This is a genomic window from Arcobacter sp. F155, assembly GCF_004116455.1.
Lineage (GTDB): Bacteria > Campylobacterota > Campylobacteria > Campylobacterales > Arcobacteraceae > Halarcobacter.
This window is the reverse complement of the sequence record NZ_PDJU01000008.1, coordinates 124279-141571: the sequence shown is the minus strand read 5'-3', so window position 1 is coordinate 141571 and position 17293 is coordinate 124279. Positions and strand designations below refer to the sequence as shown.

At 29.8% G+C, this 17293-nt stretch carries 15 protein-coding genes; 10 read left to right on the top strand and 5 right to left on the bottom strand.

The window, feature by feature from the left end; all coding sequences use genetic code 11:
* Positions 1–202: 202 nt before the first annotated feature.
* The 5 genes from CRV03_RS09940 to CRV03_RS09920 are packed head-to-tail and all read left to right on the top strand — an operon-like array spanning position 203 to position 6294.
* Positions 203–604, top strand: a complete 402-nt coding sequence (locus CRV03_RS09940; protein WP_258239059.1) for an arsenate reductase ArsC — start codon at positions 203–205, stop codon at positions 602–604.
* Position 605: 1 nt separating this feature from the next.
* Positions 606–1568 (top strand): permease, encoded by a 963-nt coding sequence (locus CRV03_RS09935; RefSeq protein ID WP_129084988.1) that lies wholly within the window; start codon positions 606–608, stop codon positions 1566–1568.
* Positions 1569–1595: 27 nt separating this feature from the next.
* Positions 1596–1826, top strand: coding sequence for a thioredoxin family protein (locus CRV03_RS09930; protein ID WP_129084987.1), 231 nt, complete (start codon positions 1596–1598; stop codon positions 1824–1826).
* 59 nt (positions 1827–1885) lie between these two features.
* The gene (rarD, locus tag CRV03_RS09925) at positions 1886–2782 is read left to right on the top strand and encodes an EamA family transporter RarD (RefSeq protein WP_129084986.1); all 897 of its coding nucleotides are present in this window, start codon (positions 1886–1888) and stop codon (positions 2780–2782) included.
* A gap of 5 nt (positions 2783–2787) precedes the next feature.
* Positions 2788–6294 (top strand): acyl-[ACP]--phospholipid O-acyltransferase, encoded by a 3507-nt coding sequence (locus tag CRV03_RS09920; protein WP_258239058.1) that lies wholly within the window; start codon positions 2788–2790, stop codon positions 6292–6294.
* 8 nt (positions 6295–6302) lie between these two features.
* Here the strand turns inward: CRV03_RS09920 and CRV03_RS09915 are convergent, their stop codons facing one another.
* The 3 genes from CRV03_RS09915 to CRV03_RS09905 are packed head-to-tail and all read right to left on the bottom strand — an operon-like array spanning position 6303 to position 10467.
* A complete protein-coding gene (locus tag CRV03_RS09915) occupies positions 6303–8843 on the bottom strand; it encodes an HD domain-containing protein (protein WP_129084985.1) in 2541 nt (846 codons plus the stop codon).
* The gene (locus CRV03_RS09910) at positions 8836–9594 is read right to left on the bottom strand and encodes a sigma 54-interacting transcriptional regulator (RefSeq protein WP_129084984.1); all 759 of its coding nucleotides are present in this window, start codon (positions 9592–9594) and stop codon (positions 8836–8838) included. Before CRV03_RS09910 ends, CRV03_RS09915 begins: the two co-directional genes overlap by 8 nt.
* A 9-nt stretch (positions 9595–9603) precedes the next feature.
* Entirely contained in the window at positions 9604–10467 is an 864-nt protein-coding gene (locus CRV03_RS09905; protein WP_129084983.1) for a hypothetical protein, read from the bottom strand.
* A gap of 278 nt (positions 10468–10745) precedes the next feature.
* Between CRV03_RS09905 and amt the strand changes: the two genes are divergently transcribed.
* The 5 genes from amt to pyrC all read left to right on the top strand — a co-directional run bounded on the left by amt (position 10746) and on the right by pyrC (position 15071).
* Positions 10746–11960 carry an ammonium transporter gene (gene amt, locus CRV03_RS09900; RefSeq protein ID WP_129084982.1) on the top strand — a complete coding sequence of 405 codons (1215 nt, stop codon included), beginning with the start codon at positions 10746–10748 and terminating at the stop codon, positions 11958–11960.
* Positions 11961–11979: 19 nt separating this feature from the next.
* Complete coding sequence (locus CRV03_RS09895) at positions 11980–12318, top strand: P-II family nitrogen regulator (RefSeq protein WP_129084981.1); 339 nt, start codon at positions 11980–11982, stop codon at positions 12316–12318.
* 138 nt (positions 12319–12456) lie between these two features.
* Positions 12457–13644: an ammonium transporter gene (locus CRV03_RS09890; RefSeq protein ID WP_129084980.1), complete on the top strand. Its 1188-nt coding sequence runs from the start codon at positions 12457–12459 to the stop codon at positions 13642–13644.
* Between the two features lie 61 nt (positions 13645–13705).
* Positions 13706–14044, top strand: coding sequence for a P-II family nitrogen regulator (locus CRV03_RS09885; RefSeq protein WP_129084979.1), 339 nt, complete (start codon positions 13706–13708; stop codon positions 14042–14044).
* A 1-nt stretch (position 14045) separates the two neighbouring features.
* Positions 14046–15071 carry a dihydroorotase gene (gene pyrC, locus CRV03_RS09880; RefSeq protein WP_129084978.1) on the top strand — a complete coding sequence of 342 codons (1026 nt, stop codon included), beginning with the start codon at positions 14046–14048 and terminating at the stop codon, positions 15069–15071.
* A gap of 3 nt (positions 15072–15074) precedes the next feature.
* On the opposite strand, the gene fliM is transcribed toward pyrC, so the two are convergent.
* Positions 15075–16172, bottom strand: a complete 1098-nt coding sequence (gene fliM / locus CRV03_RS09875) for a flagellar motor switch protein FliM (protein ID WP_129084977.1) — start codon at positions 16170–16172, stop codon at positions 15075–15077.
* A gap of 1 nt (position 16173) precedes the next feature.
* A complete protein-coding gene (locus CRV03_RS09870) occupies positions 16174–17229 on the bottom strand; it encodes a flagellar basal body P-ring protein FlgI (RefSeq protein ID WP_258239057.1) in 1056 nt (351 codons plus the stop codon).
* Positions 17230–17293: the final 64 nt, after the last annotated feature.

Sequence of the window (17293 nt, the reverse complement as noted above, 5' to 3'; positions counted from 1 at the left end):
CATGGTGGGTACCCAGAAATCAAAGATTTCTACCCTTCCATTGCAGAATCGTTTAAGCAAAATATATAAAACTCTATTCCAAAATAATTTACACTAGTTGTTAGAATGCTTCTGCAACCATTAGGTCAAAACTTTAGTTTTGGGCACCAATGGTGAAGCCCTAATGAAAACAATTAGTGTAAATTATTAATTAGGAGTTTTGATGAAAAAAGTATTAATTTTATGTACAGGAAATTCTTGTAGAAGTATTATTGCAGAAGCACTTATAAATGCAAAGCTAGATGGTGTAAGTTCAGATTCATCTGGTGTAAAAGCAAGTGGAAGGGTTAATCCAAATGCACAAAAACTATTAGAGCAAAAAGGTATCTGGAAAGATGAGTATCATTCAAAAACTATTGATAAGGTTTTAGACAATGAGTATGATTTAGTAGTAACTGTTTGTGACCATGCAAATGAGACTTGTCCAATGTTTCCTAAGGTAACTAAAATTATTCATGTTGGTTTTGAAGATCCAGATGGAAAAGATTTTGATGCATTTCTTAATACATATGAAGAGATAGAATCTGTGTTATTACCAAAAGTTAAAGAGGCTTTAGGTTTATAAGATGTTTTTCTATTGGGAAAAATTTGTAGACTTTTTGGTTTATGATTCAATGGGTCTTACAAAAGGAGAGCACTTAGCTGATGCACTTCACTTTTTTATTTATGATACAGTTAAGATATTTATTCTTTTAGTGACTATTATTTATATAGTTAGCTTTTTAAGAAGTTATTTCCCTGTTGAAAAAATAAGAGATTATTTAAGTGGAAAACATAAACTAATTGGTCATGTCTTTGCTTCATTTTTTGGGATGCTAACTCCTTTTTGTTCTTGTAGTGCAATTCCACTTTTTCTAGGGTTTTTACAAGCAAGAATACCTCTAGGAGTAACTTTTTCTTATCTTATTTCAGCACCACTTAGTGATGCCGTTGTTATTGCACTTCTGTTTTCTCTTTTTGGAGTTAAGATTACTCTTCTTTATATTGGAACAGTAATTCTATTAGCAATAATTGCTGGACTTATAATAGGAAGTTTAAATCTAGAAAAAGAGGTTTTAATAGATGTGAAACCAGTTGATTCTTGTTGTGGTAGTGCAAGTGAAGAGAGTCAAAGTTTACAAAGTAGAGCAAAAGAAGCTTGGGCAGCTAGTATGGATATCTTTAAAAAGATTTATATTTATGTAATAATAGGTATAGGAATTGGAGCCTTTATTCATGGATATGTTCCAGCAGAAACTATTGTGAAGTATGCAGGTGGAGATGCTTGGTGGGCGCCACTTATGGGTGTAGTAATGGGAATACCTATGTATTCTAGTGCAGCTGGAATGTTACCACTTATTGAAGTTCTTACTTCAAAGGGAATGTTACTTGGAACTGCTCTTTCATTTATGATGGCAGTTGTTGCACTTAGTCTTCCAGAAGCATTGATTTTAAAAAGAGTATTGTCAATGAAGCTTATTTCAATATTTTTTGGAACTGTAGGTGTGGCAATATTTATAGTTGGAGTTGTTTTCAACTCTATTTTATAAAAAAGGTTATCTTTAAAAAGGAAAAAAATGAAAATTGAAATTTTAGGTACGGGTTGTACAAAGTGTGAAGCGTTACTTCAAAATGTAAAACAAGCAGTTGCAGATGAAAAAATATTTGCACAAATAGAAAAAGTTGATGACCCAATCAAAATTATGGAATATCAAGTTTTATCAACACCGTCACTTGTGGTAAATGGAGTTGTTAAAAGTAGTGGTAAATTATTAAATAAAGAAGAAGTAAAAGAGTTTTTAAAATAGCAATTGTAACTTTCACTAAGATTTAGCTATAGTTTCATAAAAATTATAAAGATAATATATTGAGTGAAAGTAGATTAGGGCAGATTTATGCCATATTAGCATTTTTATTTTGGGGTGGTTTAGCCCCAATATATTTTAAACAAGTATCAAATGTAGATGCCTTTGAAATTCTTATTTATAGAATACTTTTTTCATGTGTAACACTTCTTCCTTTTTTTCTTTTTAAAAAGGAACTTCACGCTTTAATAACTGCTGTAAAAGATTTTAGGACTATAAAATATCTATTTTTCTCAACTTTTGTTATCTCTTTAAACTGGCTAACTTTTATTTGGGCAATTGCAAACGATAGGATACTAGAGGCTTCTTTGGGGTATTATATTAATCCTTTAGTAAATGTAGGACTTGGGTTTTTAATCTTTAGTGAAAGAATGACAAGAAATCAATATATAGCAATTTTTATTGGTGTAGTAGCTGTTTTATATCAGCTTTTTTCCCTTGGTTATTTACCAATGGTTTCATTAATACTTGCTTTCTCTTTTGGTTTTTATGGAATGCTTAGAAAAAAAGCAAATGTTGGTTCTATAGCAGGACTTTTCATAGAAGTAGTTATTCTTTTACCTTTTGCTTTGGCATATCTATTTTATTTGTATCAATATGAAGTGGTAGCCTTTTTTGAATCAACTTCTTTTTATACTTCATTTATGCTTGCTCTTAGTGGATTAGTTACTGTTATTCCTCTTTTATTATTTAATGGAGCAGCTACAAGAATGAAGTTAACAACTATTGGCTTCTTCCAATATATAGGACCTACTGTTGCATTTTTTATAGCAATTTTTGTTTATAATGAAGAGTTTAACTTTGATAAGCTAGTAACCTTTATACTTATTTGGATAGCACTTTTTGTGTTCTCTTTAGATACAATAAATAAATTAAGAAAAGGTACAAATAAGAAGTAACCATTTTGTTTCTTAATTTTTGTAATATCACAAAAAATAAAGGAATAAAAATAGCTAATTTAAGAGTTGTTAAACTAGCTTTTTTGCTAGTGGTTTTTTGTAATGTAGCAGTTGATATTTCCCACAAAATACTTTTACAAAATATTGCATTTAAAGTATTTGATGGAAGTGAACAAGTTGTTTGGATATCTATTATAAATCTTCTTATAATAGTTCCTTTTTTACTTCTGTTTTCTCTTAGTGGTTTTTTAAGTGATAAATATCATAAAAAAGATGTTCTGATTTATGGAGCTTTATCCTCTTTTTCTTTATCTGTTTTAATGTTAATCGCTTATTTTATTGGCTCATTTTATCTAGCAATGGCAACTTTGTTTTTACTTGCTATTCAAAGTACTATTTATTCTCCTGCAAAATTTGGAATTATAATTGATATCTATGGAAAAAGTGAGCTATCAAAAGGAAACTCTAGTTTACAAGCAGTTTCTATAATTGCTATATTAGTATCAATGGCAACTTTTTCTTTTATCTTTGAAAGCTTTTTTCAGTTTAATAATTTAGAGGTTTTAAATACAAAAGAAGAATTACTAAAAGCCTTACTGCCATTATCTTTATATATCTTGCCTATAGCTATTTTAGAGATGCTTGTCTCTTTTGTTGTATTAAAAAATATAAAAACAAAAGTAAAAAGAAACAAAGACTTAAAACTTGATTTACAAGCTATGTTTTTAGGAAAATTATTTAAAAACAATGTTCAAGATATTTTTAGTAGAAAAATCATTTTCTTATGTGTTTTAGGACTTGGATTGTTTTGGGGAATTTCCCAAGGGATGATTGCAACTTTTCCTTCTTATGCAAAGATGTATTTAGGTATAGATGATGTGTTTGTTATAAATGGTGTAATAGCAGCTTCAGGAATAGGTATTGCTTTAGGAAGTTTCTTTTACTCAAGATATTCAAAACACTATATTGAAGTTGGTACTATACCTTTTGCAGCTCTTGGTATGAGTATTATGATTTTTATTTCAACTATAGTTGAAAGTGCATCTTTTTTAGCATTTAGCTTTTTGATTTTTGGTTTCTTTGGAGGACTGTTTGTTGTACCTTTAAATGCACTAATTCAGTTTAATGCACCAAAGAAAAAACTAGGTACTATCTTAGCTGGGAATAATTGGTTTCATTCTTTATTTATGTTTTTTATTTTAGTCCTTACAACAACAGTCTCTTTATATAATCTTGACCCTCTTAATACAATTTATCTAATACTATTTTTGATGTGTCTTGGAAGTTTATTTGTAGTTGTATCTTTACCCCAATCTATGATTATCTTCTTTTTAAAATGGCTTGTTGGCTTAAAGTATAAGCTTGAAATACAAGGAGTAAAATATATACCTTCTTCAAGTGGAGCTTTACTTTTAGGGAATCATGTCTCTTGGTTAGATTGGGCAGTTATATATCTAGCAACTCCAAGAGAAATAAAGTTTGTCATGGATAAAACTATTTATTCAAAGTGGTATTTAAATTGGTTAATGAAACTGTTTAAAATCATTCCTATTAGTACTAAAGGGAGTAAAAAGACAATAGAGATTGTAGCAAAAGAGTTAGATGAAGGAAATATTATAGTTTTATTTCCAGAAGGAAGTATAACTAGAAACGGTCATTTAGGAGAGTTTAAAAAAGGCTTTGAAAAGATTTTAGAAAGAACAAACTCTGATGTACCCGTTATTGCTTTTTATATTAGAGGTTTATGGCAAAGTATGTTTAGTAGAGCTAATAATAAATATAAAAAGTCATATAGAACAAATACAATCACTGTGTCTTTTTCAAAGCCAATAAAAAAGTATAAAGCAAATACTATAAATATAAAAAATGAAATCAAAGCATTATCTACTAAGTCTTGGCAGAGTCATACTAAAGAGTTAGGTTTAGTAAGTGAGACTATTTTTGATAGATTAAAACAGATGAAAAGAAATATTGTATTTGCTGATTCAACAGGAGTTGAACTTTCTGGATATAAATTTTTAACAGCTTCTATTCTTTTTAAAAATCTTTTGAAATATAGAATAAAAAAGAAAAATATTGGAATACTACTTCCTTCAACAGCGGCTGGGGCTTTTATAAATAACTCTGTTTTAATGTTAGGAAAGACTGTTGTAAATCTGAACTTTACAGCTTCAATGGCTTCTTTAAAATTATCAGTTAAAAATGCAGATATAAAAACAATAATCACTTCAAAAAAGTTTGTAGATAAACTGCAAGAAAAAGGTATTCAAATAAACGAGGTCTTAAGTATTTGTGATGTGGTTTATTTGGAAGACTTAAAAGAGCTTATTAGCAAAGCAATTGGATTAACGACATTTATTAGTGTAATAGCCTTACCAAGCTTTATTTTAAAAGCAATGCATATAAAAAAGGTTCCTAGAAAATCAACTGCTTTAATTATGTTTAGTAGTGGAAGTGAAGGAGTTCCTAAAGGAATAGAGTTAAGTCATAAAAATGTTTTAGGAAATTGCCAACAAATAGCTTCTATATTAAATGTAGATGATAAAGATGTTATTGTTGGTTCACTTCCTCTGTTTCATGCTTTTGGAACAGTTGTGACTAACTTCTTACCTTTAATTGAAGGTATAAAATGTGTAGCTCACCCAGATCCAACAGATGGATATGAAATAGGAAAACTTGTTTCAAAACATAAAGCAACAGTTATGCTTGGAACATCAACATTTTTTAGACTATATACAAAAAACAAAAAGCTAAAAAAAGAGATGTTTGAATCTTTAAGACTTGTAGTTGCAGGAGCAGAAAAACTCTCTTCTAAAGTTAGACAAGAGTTTTATGAGAAGTTTGATAAAGAGATTTTAGAAGGTTATGGAACAACTGAAACCACACCTGTTGCTTGTTGCAACTTACCTAATATAAAAACTCCTGAAGGTCTTCAAGTAGGAAATAAAATTGGCAGTGTAGGAATGCCAATTCCTGGAACAAAAATCAAAATAGTAGACCCAGATAGTTTTGCTGAGTTAAAAGTAGGTGAAGCTGGTATGGTTTTGATTTCTGGGGTTCAAGTTATGAAAGGTTATTTAAAAGATAAGAAAAAAACTAAAGAGGTAATAGTTAAACTTGAGGGAAGAAAGTACTATCTTACAGGAGATAAAGGCTATTTAGATAAAGATGGTTTCTTGTTTTTAATTGATAGATACTCAAGGTTTGCAAAGCTTGGTGGAGAGATGATTAGTCTTGGAGCCGTAGAGCAAAATATAGAAAAGTTAATTACAAGCGATGAAATAGAGTTTGTAGCTACTTCAAAAGAGGATGAGAAAAAGGGTGAAAAGATTATTCTTTTACTTTCAAATATCAAAGAAGATGAACTAGAAAAACTAAAAAAAGATGTGAAAGAGAAGTTTGATAATAATCTTATGATTCCTAGCCTTTATAAAATAGTAGATGAGGTTCCAAAACTTGGAAGTGGGAAATTAGATTTTAAAAGGGCTAAAAAAATGGTTGAAGATTTATAGTAAAGAGATTAACTCTCTTTACTATGATGGCATAACTCTTTTATAATATCATCTTGCTGACCACAAAAATTTCCATTTTTTTCAATTAGGAATAAATCCTTTGCCATTCCTTTGATTGAGCTAAGTTTTGCAGTTTCAATCTCTATACCAAACTCATCAAAAATATTTGCAATATAAGCAAAAAGACCCTTTTGATCTTTTGCTGTAACTTGCATTGAAGCTAAATAGGTAGTGTGATTACAGTTTATGTGAATACCTTTTTCTTCAATCTTTGGAGTTAAGAGCCTTGTTTTTTTACTCATATCAAAAGAGTTTTCAATCATTTGTTCTATGAATGGAATATCCTCATCATCAACTCTTTCTGAAAAGTTTATTTCAAAGAATTTCTTTTCATCAAAAAGTTTAAAGATATTCATTGTAGAGATATTTAAAAACTCTAACTTACCAAGTAAGAAACCAAGATTTAAAGGAATAGCTCTAATAATTTTAATAGATAGTTGATCTTCATTTATAACTTTATATGTAAAATCTTTTACATCATAAGCCCTAACTGCAATATCGATTATTTCATTTGATTTACATTTTAAGAACATTTGATTTGAAGAGATATAAGTAATCTTTTTCTTCATGATATTTGATAAGTTTTTATACTTTTCTAGCTTTTTGATTCTTTCTTGTTTTGCATTTCTTCTTGCATTTTCACTTAATAAAGAAGTGTTATTAAAAGCAGGCAATGCTTGTAAATATAACTGTTTTAAAAGTGAAGCAGTAGAGCTTTTATACACAGATTCTCCAACTGCTGAAATATCTGCATAAGTTACTACATAAAGCATTTTTAGAGCTAATTTAGTTTGTAATAAAGCAGTAAAAGACAGAATAACTTTTTCTGAATAAATATCTTCACTTGAAGCAACTTTACTCATCATATTATGATGTCTTACTAGAAGAGCTCCTAATTGAATATGATTTTTATCTAAATCAAAAGATGTCATCATATTTTTAAACAGTTTTTCCCCTGCAATATGATGGTCTGTAATTCTTCCTTTTCCTACATCATGGAATAAACAAGCAAGTCTTACTAGTGTTTTTTCTTTTGCATCAAAACTATTAAAGATATCTTTTACATAATCATCTTTTATATTTGTCAGTTTTTTTAGAGTTTTTATTGAGTGAATATCAACTGGATGTTGATGGTAGCCATCAAATTGTGGTTGGTGAACTATTTTTTTAGTTACAGGTAAAACAGATTGGAACAATCTTGCATTATATAAAAGCTTAATAATTGGATAAAGGTTTTGTTTATACAGAAGTTGTTTAATTGTTTTTTTCAACTCTTTAGTTTGTTTATTGGGTAGCTTAGTTTTACTAGCATACTCAACATATGACCTATCAAAATGCTTTACATCCCTTGGAAGTGAGATTAGCTCTTTTAATAGATTGTTTAGTGTTTTAGGTTTAGCATTAAATGAAGTATAAAGTTTATTTTCATAAACATAAAGGTTTTTCTTAATTCTATACTCTTTAAGTCTTGAAATATTTTTTGCATCAAAAAGAACTTTTCTAGTGAACTTTTTAACCATGATAGTTGAAAAGAAGTGAACATTATGCAAACACTCAATAAGTTTTGACATACATTGTCTCTCTTTTGTAAGTCTAGGTCTATTTTTAAATCCCATCTTAGAACTTAACTCAGGTAGAATATCAAAGTTTACAACATCAAGTTTCTTTTTTGAAATACTATGAAGGTAGTTTCTAACTCTAAAAATGTACTCTAAAGAGCTTCTATATCTTTTGTACTCTTCTTCTGAGAACTCTTTTCCCATTAGTTGTTTTATATCACTAACCCCATAAGCAATAGTAGCAGTCCAGAAAATCATATTTGATTCTCTCATTCCACCGTAACCATCTTTGATATTTGGCTCCATTTTTAGTGGATATTTTAAAAGTCTTTTTTTATGTTCATCTAGTTTTTCTAATACAAAATCTTTTTGGTAGGTATTTCTTATTTTCTTTAAAACATTTTGATATGAAAACCAAAGGTGCTTAGAACCATAAATCATTCTTGATTCTAAGATTGAAGATTTAATAGTAATATCTTCTTGAACTGATAGTTCAATCTCTTTTATTTCATGAACTCTAGAACCAAGTTTAAGTCCACAATCCCATGCTAAAGTTACAAGCTCTTCCATAATAGCTTTTAGGTTATAGCCTTTTATATCTTCATAAAGAATCATTAAATCAACATCAGAGTAGATACATAGTTGTTCTCGTCCATAACTTCCTAAGGCTATAAGAGAGATAGGAATAGAAGTACTCATTGGTTGATAATCACCAAAATGTTTTCGTAGGATATATTTGTATAGAAGAATTATAAATTTATCAGTATGTTTAGTATGTTTTACAAAGAAATCTTTTCCACCAGTTGTTTCCAAAACTTCATCAATTGAGTTTACATATGATTTAAAATAAGTTCTAAAAACCTTTGAAATCTCAAAGTCTTCAGCACCTTTTGTTATTAGTTCTTCAACTTGTATGTTTAATTCAGTCATCTAAAAAACCCTTATGAATATCAAGTTTTTTCCTTAGAGTGATTCTATTTAGACCTAAATGTTTTGCCATTTGTACTTGTGATTTGTATTTCTTTTTTGCAGCTTTTAATAAAGGAACTTCAAAAAGGTATACAAAGTCTTTATATGAATTCTCTCCTTGTAGGTTTGAGAACATATAGTTTTCCATAAACATTAAAATCTCATCTTCTCCTATTGTTTCAAATAAATAAGAGAAGTAAATAGATTTTCTAAGGCTATGTGCATTGTTTGATAAGTTTATCATAAGTTTAGATGGAAGTACAGGCTCTAAATCTAAAGTTTTACTAGCTTCTTTTGAAAACTTAGTAATAAGCTGTTTAACATCTTCTTCCCTATCTTTTAAAGCAGGAAGTTCAATAGTAATCGAAAATAAATCAGCTAATTTTGAGTTTAACTCATGTTTTAGCGTTGTTGCGATTACTCTGATATTGTTGTCATTTAGCCAGTTTATTACTAAATCTATATTTGTAATATTTTCTATTTTATCTAGGATGATTGCTTCATTTTGCAAGGAGATTATATTATCACTAATATCTCGTTGTAGAGACTTTGCTTTATACTCTTTTACATTGGGCAAAATATATCTTGCTAAAGATTTTTTACCAACACCTGCATCTCCTGTGATTAAAGCATTAACTTCTACACTTTGAAGAAGTTGAGCTGAGTTTAATATCTCTTTTGAGTTTTTTGATTTTGCAATATATTCTTCCATTTTTTAGTCCTAGTTCTTTTTCTTTGTTAAAAATATAAATACTGAAAGAGCAATTAATATCATAGAAATACCTGTAATTAGGTATAAAGCATTAATCATCTTATCATAGTCAGTAAGGGCAATTTTAAATACAACCATTAGTGCTTCAATAGATAAAGCTATAGTAATGGCAATAAGAAACTTTGTGATAATTTTTGTTTCTACTTTTGAGTTTTTTGAATAACTCTTAAAATAAACTTCTTGTTCTAGTATTGTTTTTGCAAGGTCAAAGATTGCAATACCTAAGGTTAAAGCAATTACAGGTTTGAATATTGCATCTAAATCAAAAATTCCTTTAATTAAAAAAGAGTGTGCAAAATCATAAATTGAATAACAAACTATAAATAAAGCCAATAAAAACATTGAATATCCAGCTATTAGATAAAAAGTTTTTGTAAGGGTATGAAAAGGTTTGTTTAATTCAATTAGATTTAGTCTTTCAAGAAGCGTCTCAATCTTAAAATCAAAAAAGATAATATCATCACCTTCTTTTATAGAAACAGTAATACAATTATGTCTAGTAGCACTACTTATATAAGGTGAACTAAAAGCTGTTTTACAGTTCTCTTTAAAATGAAGCTTAGATATTAGATATTCCCTTGAGATATCTTTTTCTTTTGCATCTTCTTTGAATCTATGATAGTTAGGAGAGGTTTGAACTTTAGTATCTTTGTTTACAATATAAACAAGTTCTAAAGATGGAAAAATTTTAAAAAGAGTTTTAAATTTACTTGATTTGTGTTTCTTAACTTCACCAAATTTATTTAAACTCTCTTCTATAAACTCTTCAATTTTGTCTTGATTTTGAATATATACTTCAAAGTACTCTTTCATGAACCACTCCTATATTCGTATGTGTAGTTAATTATAACATATAAAGAAAAAACTAAGTGTATAAAAAATAAACAATTATTTAAAAACTATTTATTTGTAAAAAAAATTAATTTTTTGTAAATTTTTTAAATATATGTTAGTAACCAAAGAATAGGAATTTTTTGAATAAAATTCATTAAATTTACTTTTTATATGTATAAATTATATACAACAAAAATGTTTATTTGCTTTTTGAAATCTGTTACAATTTCTGCATATTTACTTTGAAAAGGAAGAATATGGAAAATTTTAACGACTTAAAATACATACTAGATGGTTTTCTATTTGTATTTTCAGGTGTATTAGTAATGTGGATGGCTGCAGGTTTTGCAATGCTAGAATCTGGTCTAACAAGATCAAAAAATAATGCAACAGTATTAACAAAGAATATTGCACTATTTGCAATCTCTTGTATTATGTATTATTTTGTAGGATATAACTTAATGTATGGTGATGGTTCAGCTTTCATGGGAAGCTTCTCAACAATTAGTATGGAAAACGGTGCTGACGCTACTTATCCAGCTGCAGCAGACTTTTTCTTCCAAGTTATGTTCGTAGCAACTGCTGCATCGGTAATTTCTGGTACTGTGGCTGAAAGAATGAAATTATGGCCATTTTTAATCTTTGTTGTAATTTTAAGTGGTGTAATTTATCCAATTCAAGGTCACTGGACATGGGGTGGGTCTGAACTTGGTGGTTTAATTGCTGGGTTCTCTGATTTCGCTGGTTCAACTATTGTTCACTCTGTTGGTGGATGGGCTGCTTTAGCTGGTGTATTAATTCTTGGTGCTAGAAAAGGAAAATATACTAAAGATGGTAAAGTAAGACCAATCCCTGGTTCAAACTTAACTCTTGCAACTTTAGGTACATTCATTTTATGGATGGGATGGTTTGGATTTAATGGTGGTTCTCAATTAGCATTAGGTTCAAAAGCTGATATCGATGGTATTGCATTAGTAGTTGCAGATACAAATATGGCAGCTTGTGCAGGTGCAATTATGGCGGCTTTATTAACTCAACTACTTTATAAAAAAGTTGATTTAACTATGGTATTAAATGGTGCTTTAGCTGGTTTAGTTTCAGTTACTGCAGGTCCTGATTTAGGAATGTTAGTTTCATTTATTGAAGGTATAGTTGGTGGTGCTTTAGTTGTATTTGCAGTTCCATTCTTTGATAAGTTAAGAATTGATGATCCTGTTGGTGCTTTATCTGTTCACTTAGTAGCAGGTATCTGGGGAACATTAGCTGTTGGTATTTTCAATCCAGAAGTTACAATCCTAGCGCAAATTAAAGGTATCGTTGTAATTGGAGCATTTGTATTCATTGTTTCATTTATTGTTTGGAAAATCTTAGACTTAGTTATTGGACTAAGAGTAGATGAAGAGACTGAAATTACAGGATTAGATATTCATGAGACTGGTCTTGAGTGTTACCCTGAATTCAAAAAAGCTTAATATATAAAAGGAAGATACAATGAAAAAAGTTGAAGCAATTATAAAACCTTTTAAACTAGAAGATGTAAAAGAGGCATTAGTTGAAAATGGTATCTCTGGTATGACTGTATCAGATGTAAAAGGATACGGTAGACAACAAGGACACTCAGAGCTTTATAGAGGAGCTGAGTATGTTGTTGACTTCTTAGCAAAAATTAAAGTAGAAGTTATTGTAAATGACGAAGATGTAGATTCAACAATAGGTGTTATTGTTGAAGCAGCTAAAACTGGAAAAATTGGTGATGGAAAGATTTTTGTTACTTCTATTGATGAGGTAGTTAGAATTAGAACAGAACAAAGAGGTAGTGAAGCTGTTTAATATATAAAATCAAAGAAGAGCTTTTCTTCTTTGATTTAAATCTTATACTCCCTGTATATTTTTTATACACATACTATCTATATAAACTTATTAAAAAAATATATAATGTTTCTTAAGAAAACTTAGGAAGGGTTAAATATGGACTTACAATCAGTTAGTTATGTACTTGATACATTTTTTGCAATCTTTGCAATGACACTTATTATCTTTATGGTTCCAGGTTTTGCTATGCTTGAAGCAGGGCTTGTAAGAACTAAAAACGTTTCAGCAGTATTAATGGTTAATACAATGATTTATGCAGTTGCTTCATTGGCATTTTTACTTGTTGGTTACTCAATTGCTTTTGGAGACTTTGGAAGTGATTCAATGTCAAAATGGGCAGCTTTTCTTTTCCAAATGGCATTTGTTGGTAAAGTAATCAATATTATGTCTGGTGGGGTTAGTGAAAGAGCAAAAGTTCTACCATTAGCTTTATTTACTGTAATTATGGGTGGATTTATTTATCCTGTTGTTGTTAACTGGTCTTGGGGAAGTGATATGTTAGCAGGAACATTTTTAGATTTATCTATGTATGACTTAGCTGGTTCAACAGTTATTCACTCAACTGGTGGATGGGCACTATTAGCTGCAATTTTAATTATTGGAGCAAGACGTGGAAGATATCCTAAAGAAGGTGGAGTAAGAGTAATTCCAGCATCAAATATCCCACTTGTAACATTAGGTGCATTTCTTTTATGGATTGGATGGTTTGGATTTAATGGTGGTTCAGTAGGTTCAATTGCTTCAAAAGAGAGTGCTGATGCAGTTGCTTTAACTATTATGAATACAAATACAGCTGGTTTATCAGGTGCAATTATTGTTGGTGCATTTATGTACTTTAGATATAAAAAGCTTGATATTACTATGGTATTAAATGGTGCTTTAGGTGGTTTAGTTGCAATTACAGCAGGACCTGATCTTTATAATATTTATACTCCAATTTTAATTGGTGCTATTGGTGGAGCACTTGTTGTATTTGGTGTATCTTTCTTTGATAAGTTAAAACTTGATGACCCTGTGGGGGCTTTATCAGTTCACTTATTAAATGGTATTTGGGGAACATTAGCCGTTGGTATCTTTGCAAGTAATGGTGATGATATTACATTCTTAGGTCAATTAAAAGGTGTAGTAGTTGTTGCAGTATTTGCCTTTGTTGTTTCATATATTGTTTTATTTGTTATTAATAAAATAGCTCCATTAAGAGCTCACAATGATGAAGAAATGCAAGGTTTAGATGTAGAAGAGTGTGGTTTAGAAGCTTACCCTGAGTTTAAAAGAGCATTTTAGAATATAATTTGATTTTAAAAATATTTTGTTAAAATAGAAAGATTAATAAAAAGGATTAATAGTGAAAAAAATTGAAGCAGTGATTAAGCCGTTTAAATTAGAGGATGTAAAAGATGCTTTAACTGAAGCAGGTATTACTGGTATGACTGTATCTGATGTAAAAGGATATGGAAGACAGCAAGGACACTCTGAACTATATAGAGGTGCTGAGTATGTTGTTGATTTCTTACCAAAAATTAAAATCGAACTAATTGTTGCGGAAGATAGTGTTGATAGTACAATTGATATTATTATCAATGCAGCTAAAACTGGTAAAATCGGTGATGGTAAAATCTTTGTTTCACCAATTGAAAAAACAATCAGAATAAGAACTGGTGAAGAAGACGAGGACGCTATTTAGTATGGAAACTTTTGAAATAGACTCTGCTTTAGATATGCACCTTCACTTACGTGATGGTGAAATGTTAAAACTAGTTGGTCCTTTAACATCTGAAACTTTTAGTGGGGCATTAATTATGCCTAATTTAGTTCCTCCTGTTACAACTAAAGAAGCTATGCTTGAATATAAGCAAAGAATTAATGAAGCATGTAGTGAAGATAAGTTTGAACCACATTTAACACTATTTTTTCAAAATGATTACTCGTATGAGTTTTTAGAAGATATCAAAGATGATATCATTGGTATCAAACTTTATCCTGCAGGAATTACAACAAATTCTGAAACAGGTGTTGCTTCAATGGATGTTGAAGTATTAAGACCTACATTAGAGTCTATGAGTAAATTAGGTATTCCTCTTTGTATCCATGGTGAAACAAATGGTTTTGTTATGGATAGAGAAAAAGAGTTTATGCCTATTTATGAATCAATAGCAAAAGCTTTTCCTGACTTAAAAATTATTATGGAGCATATTACTACAAAGGATGCTGTAGAGCTTCTTGATAAGTATGCTAACCTTTATGCAACAGTAACATTACATCACTTATTAATTACACTTGATGATGTTGCTGGTGGAATGTTAAATCCGCACCTTTTCTGTAAACCAATTGCAAAAAGACCTGAAGATAGAGATGCCTTATTAGATGCAGCATTAAAAGCACATCCAAAATTAATGTTTGGAAGTGACTCAGCCCCTCATCCAAAACATAAAAAAGAGTGTTGTGGTTGTGCAGCAGGTGTATTTACATCTCCAATTGCACTACAAGTATTAACTCAATTGTTTGAAGAGAATGATTCTTTAGATAATTTAAATGCTTTTGTAAGTTTAAATGCAAGAAAAATTTATAACTTAAACCCTATAAAAAAGACTGTTAAGTTAGTGAAGAAGAACTTTGTTGTTCCAGCTTCATATAATTATAAGGGTGAAAATGTTGTACCAATGTATGCTGGTGAAGTATTAAATTGGTCAATTCAAACTATAGAAGACTAAGGGTTAACGCCCATGTCTTTCTTGTAAAAGACGTTTGATATTCTCAGATGACTCTTTTGCTTTTTTAATTCTTTCTTCTCTCATCTCTCTTAATGTATCAAGTGTTTCTTGTTTTTCATGGTCAATATTAGACTCAATTTGAATTGCTTTTCTATTATTTTGAATTCCTGATACAGCAGCAAACTTCTCAGTACTGTTGATATATACTTTTGCTGATGGAGAAGTTGCATTTTTATTAAAAACTATTACATCATCTGCTTTTAATCCAAGTAGTTCTGAAACTGTCATCTCTGTTTCAGCCATAATAGCTTCGATTCCCATTTTAGCACCAGAAATAAGTGTAGTAATATCTTTTTTTCTACTTGCTTTTTTATTTCTTCCTTCTGAGAAGATTTTTTCAACAATTTTATTTAGAAGTGTTTCAATATATGAAATAGGGTAACAAATAGATAAGAAACCTGATTCTTCATCAATAGTGATTTCAAGTACAACTAGTAGAACAATTTCGTGGTCAGAGATAATCTGAATTGCATTTGCATTTGTATCCCTTGACTCAATTTTAAAGTTTAAAGTTGTAACTTCATCCCATGCTTTATACATATGTTTAACAAACATTTTATAGAAGTGTTCAAAAATATTTACTTCAATCTCAGTAAGTTCTCTATCTAGGTTATCACTTGCAGCAACTGCTCCACTTCCTAATAGTTCAGCAATAATTTTGTGGGAAATTCCAGGGTTACACTCAATTACAATTCTTCCCTCTAAAGGTTTGATTGAAAGAGTATTTAGTGATGTTAATTGTGGAATAGAAAGAATAAACTCTCCATATGTCATTTGCTCAATTGAATATAGTTTGATATCAACTATTTTTCTAAGCATTGCAGACAGGTCTGTAATCAGATCCCTTAACATCTTGTCATGTAGAGTTGAGAAGGCTTTAAACTGCTCATTTGAAATTCTATTTGGCTTTTTAAAGTCATAAATAGAATAGTTTTTTTCTTTAGATACAATCTGTTCTTCGGCCGCTGTTTCAATCTCTTCACCGGCATCGGCAATATCTAAAAGTGCATCAATCTCATCTTGACTTAAAAACTCAGCCATACTATCCTCTTATCTCTAATTCAACGTCTAAAGCACCAAGCTCTTTGATCATTTTTAGGGTATCAATTATTTCAGTAATTGGTAATTTCATTACCTTCATTGCTCTTACTAAATCTGAAACAGTTGGTTGCTTTTTTGTGTTCATTAAAGTATTGTCAATATTAACAGCAACTGGCTTGTTTTCAAGTCTTACATCATCGCCAATATCTTGACCTTTATTAATCTTTTTATCATCCCATTGAACATCACTAAGTTCAGATTTTTTAATTCTAATTGTAAAATCATTTTTAGCTACGGTAACAGGACCAATTGGAATATCAAGTCCCGCAATAATAGTCTCTCTAGCAACATCTATGATAATTTTTTTCTTAAATGTAGAGTCTAATTGAATACTTTGAACATCAGAAAGAAATTTAACAATTGAACTATCTAAAGGCTTTTTTACATAGATAGTTCTTGTGTCAAGGGCAACTGCTAGAGGTTTATTAAAAAATTCATTAATCTTTTTTTCTACTAGATATGCTTGTTTTGCATCATTTTTTAATAAACTTAGTTTGATGCTATCTTCATTTTTAAGTGAGTATTCTACTTCGTTTTCAACTGTTGCACCCTCGTAAATAAAACCTGTAGTTTCATTTTGATTGTCTGCAACAATAGAACCTTGTGCAAGTGCATAAACTTGGCCATCAACTGCTTTTAGTTGAGTTAGTAGAAGTTCTCCATTATCAATAGATTTTGCATCCCCTATGGCAGAGATTTTTACTTTTATCTTGTCCCCTTGCCTTGCAAAAGGAGGAAGTTCTGCTGTTACCATAACAGCAGCAATATTTTTTGATTTAATTGATGAGGCAGGTATTTTAATATATGAGTTTCTAAGAAGGTTTTGTAAACTTTGCATAGTGAATTGTGATTTGTCTCCAGAGCCTGCAAGTCCCACAACAAGCCCATATCCAATAAGTTGGTTATCTCTAATTCCTACAACATTTGAAATATCTTTAATAGTTACAGCATAAATACTTTGTAAAAAAAATAATAAAACTATAAAAAACTTCAACACTACACCTCTTTGATAATTGAGAATATTTTATCTAAAATTTTATAAAAACAAGGTATAATTTTCT

What these genes read in the sequence shown, in the direction of transcription:
- CRV03_RS09940 (WP_258239059.1), top strand. Translation starts at nt 203, where the DNA reads ATGAAAAAAGTATTAATTTTATGTACAGGAAATTCTTGTAGAAGTATT.
- CRV03_RS09910 (WP_129084984.1), bottom strand. Translation starts at nt 9,594, where the DNA reads ATGGAAGAATATATTGCAAAATCAAAAAACTCAAAAGAGATATTAAAC.
- CRV03_RS09890 (WP_129084980.1), top strand. Translation starts at nt 12,457, where the DNA reads ATGGACTTACAATCAGTTAGTTATGTACTTGATACATTTTTTGCAATC.
- CRV03_RS09915 (WP_129084985.1), bottom strand. Translation starts at nt 8,843, where the DNA reads ATGACTGAATTAAACATACAAGTTGAAGAACTAATAACAAAAGGTGCT.
- fliM (WP_129084977.1), bottom strand. Translation starts at nt 16,172, where the DNA reads ATGGCTGAGTTTTTAAGTCAAGATGAGATTGATGCACTTTTAGATATT.
- CRV03_RS09895 (WP_129084981.1), top strand. Translation starts at nt 11,980, where the DNA reads ATGAAAAAAGTTGAAGCAATTATAAAACCTTTTAAACTAGAAGATGTA.
- CRV03_RS09905 (WP_129084983.1), bottom strand. Translation starts at nt 10,467, where the DNA reads ATGAAAGAGTACTTTGAAGTATATATTCAAAATCAAGACAAAATTGAA.
- pyrC (WP_129084978.1), top strand. Translation starts at nt 14,046, where the DNA reads ATGGAAACTTTTGAAATAGACTCTGCTTTAGATATGCACCTTCACTTA.
- CRV03_RS09935 (WP_129084988.1), top strand. Translation starts at nt 606, where the DNA reads ATGTTTTTCTATTGGGAAAAATTTGTAGACTTTTTGGTTTATGATTCA.
- CRV03_RS09930 (WP_129084987.1), top strand. Translation starts at nt 1,596, where the DNA reads ATGAAAATTGAAATTTTAGGTACGGGTTGTACAAAGTGTGAAGCGTTA.
- amt (WP_129084982.1), top strand. Translation starts at nt 10,746, where the DNA reads ATGGAAAATTTTAACGACTTAAAATACATACTAGATGGTTTTCTATTT.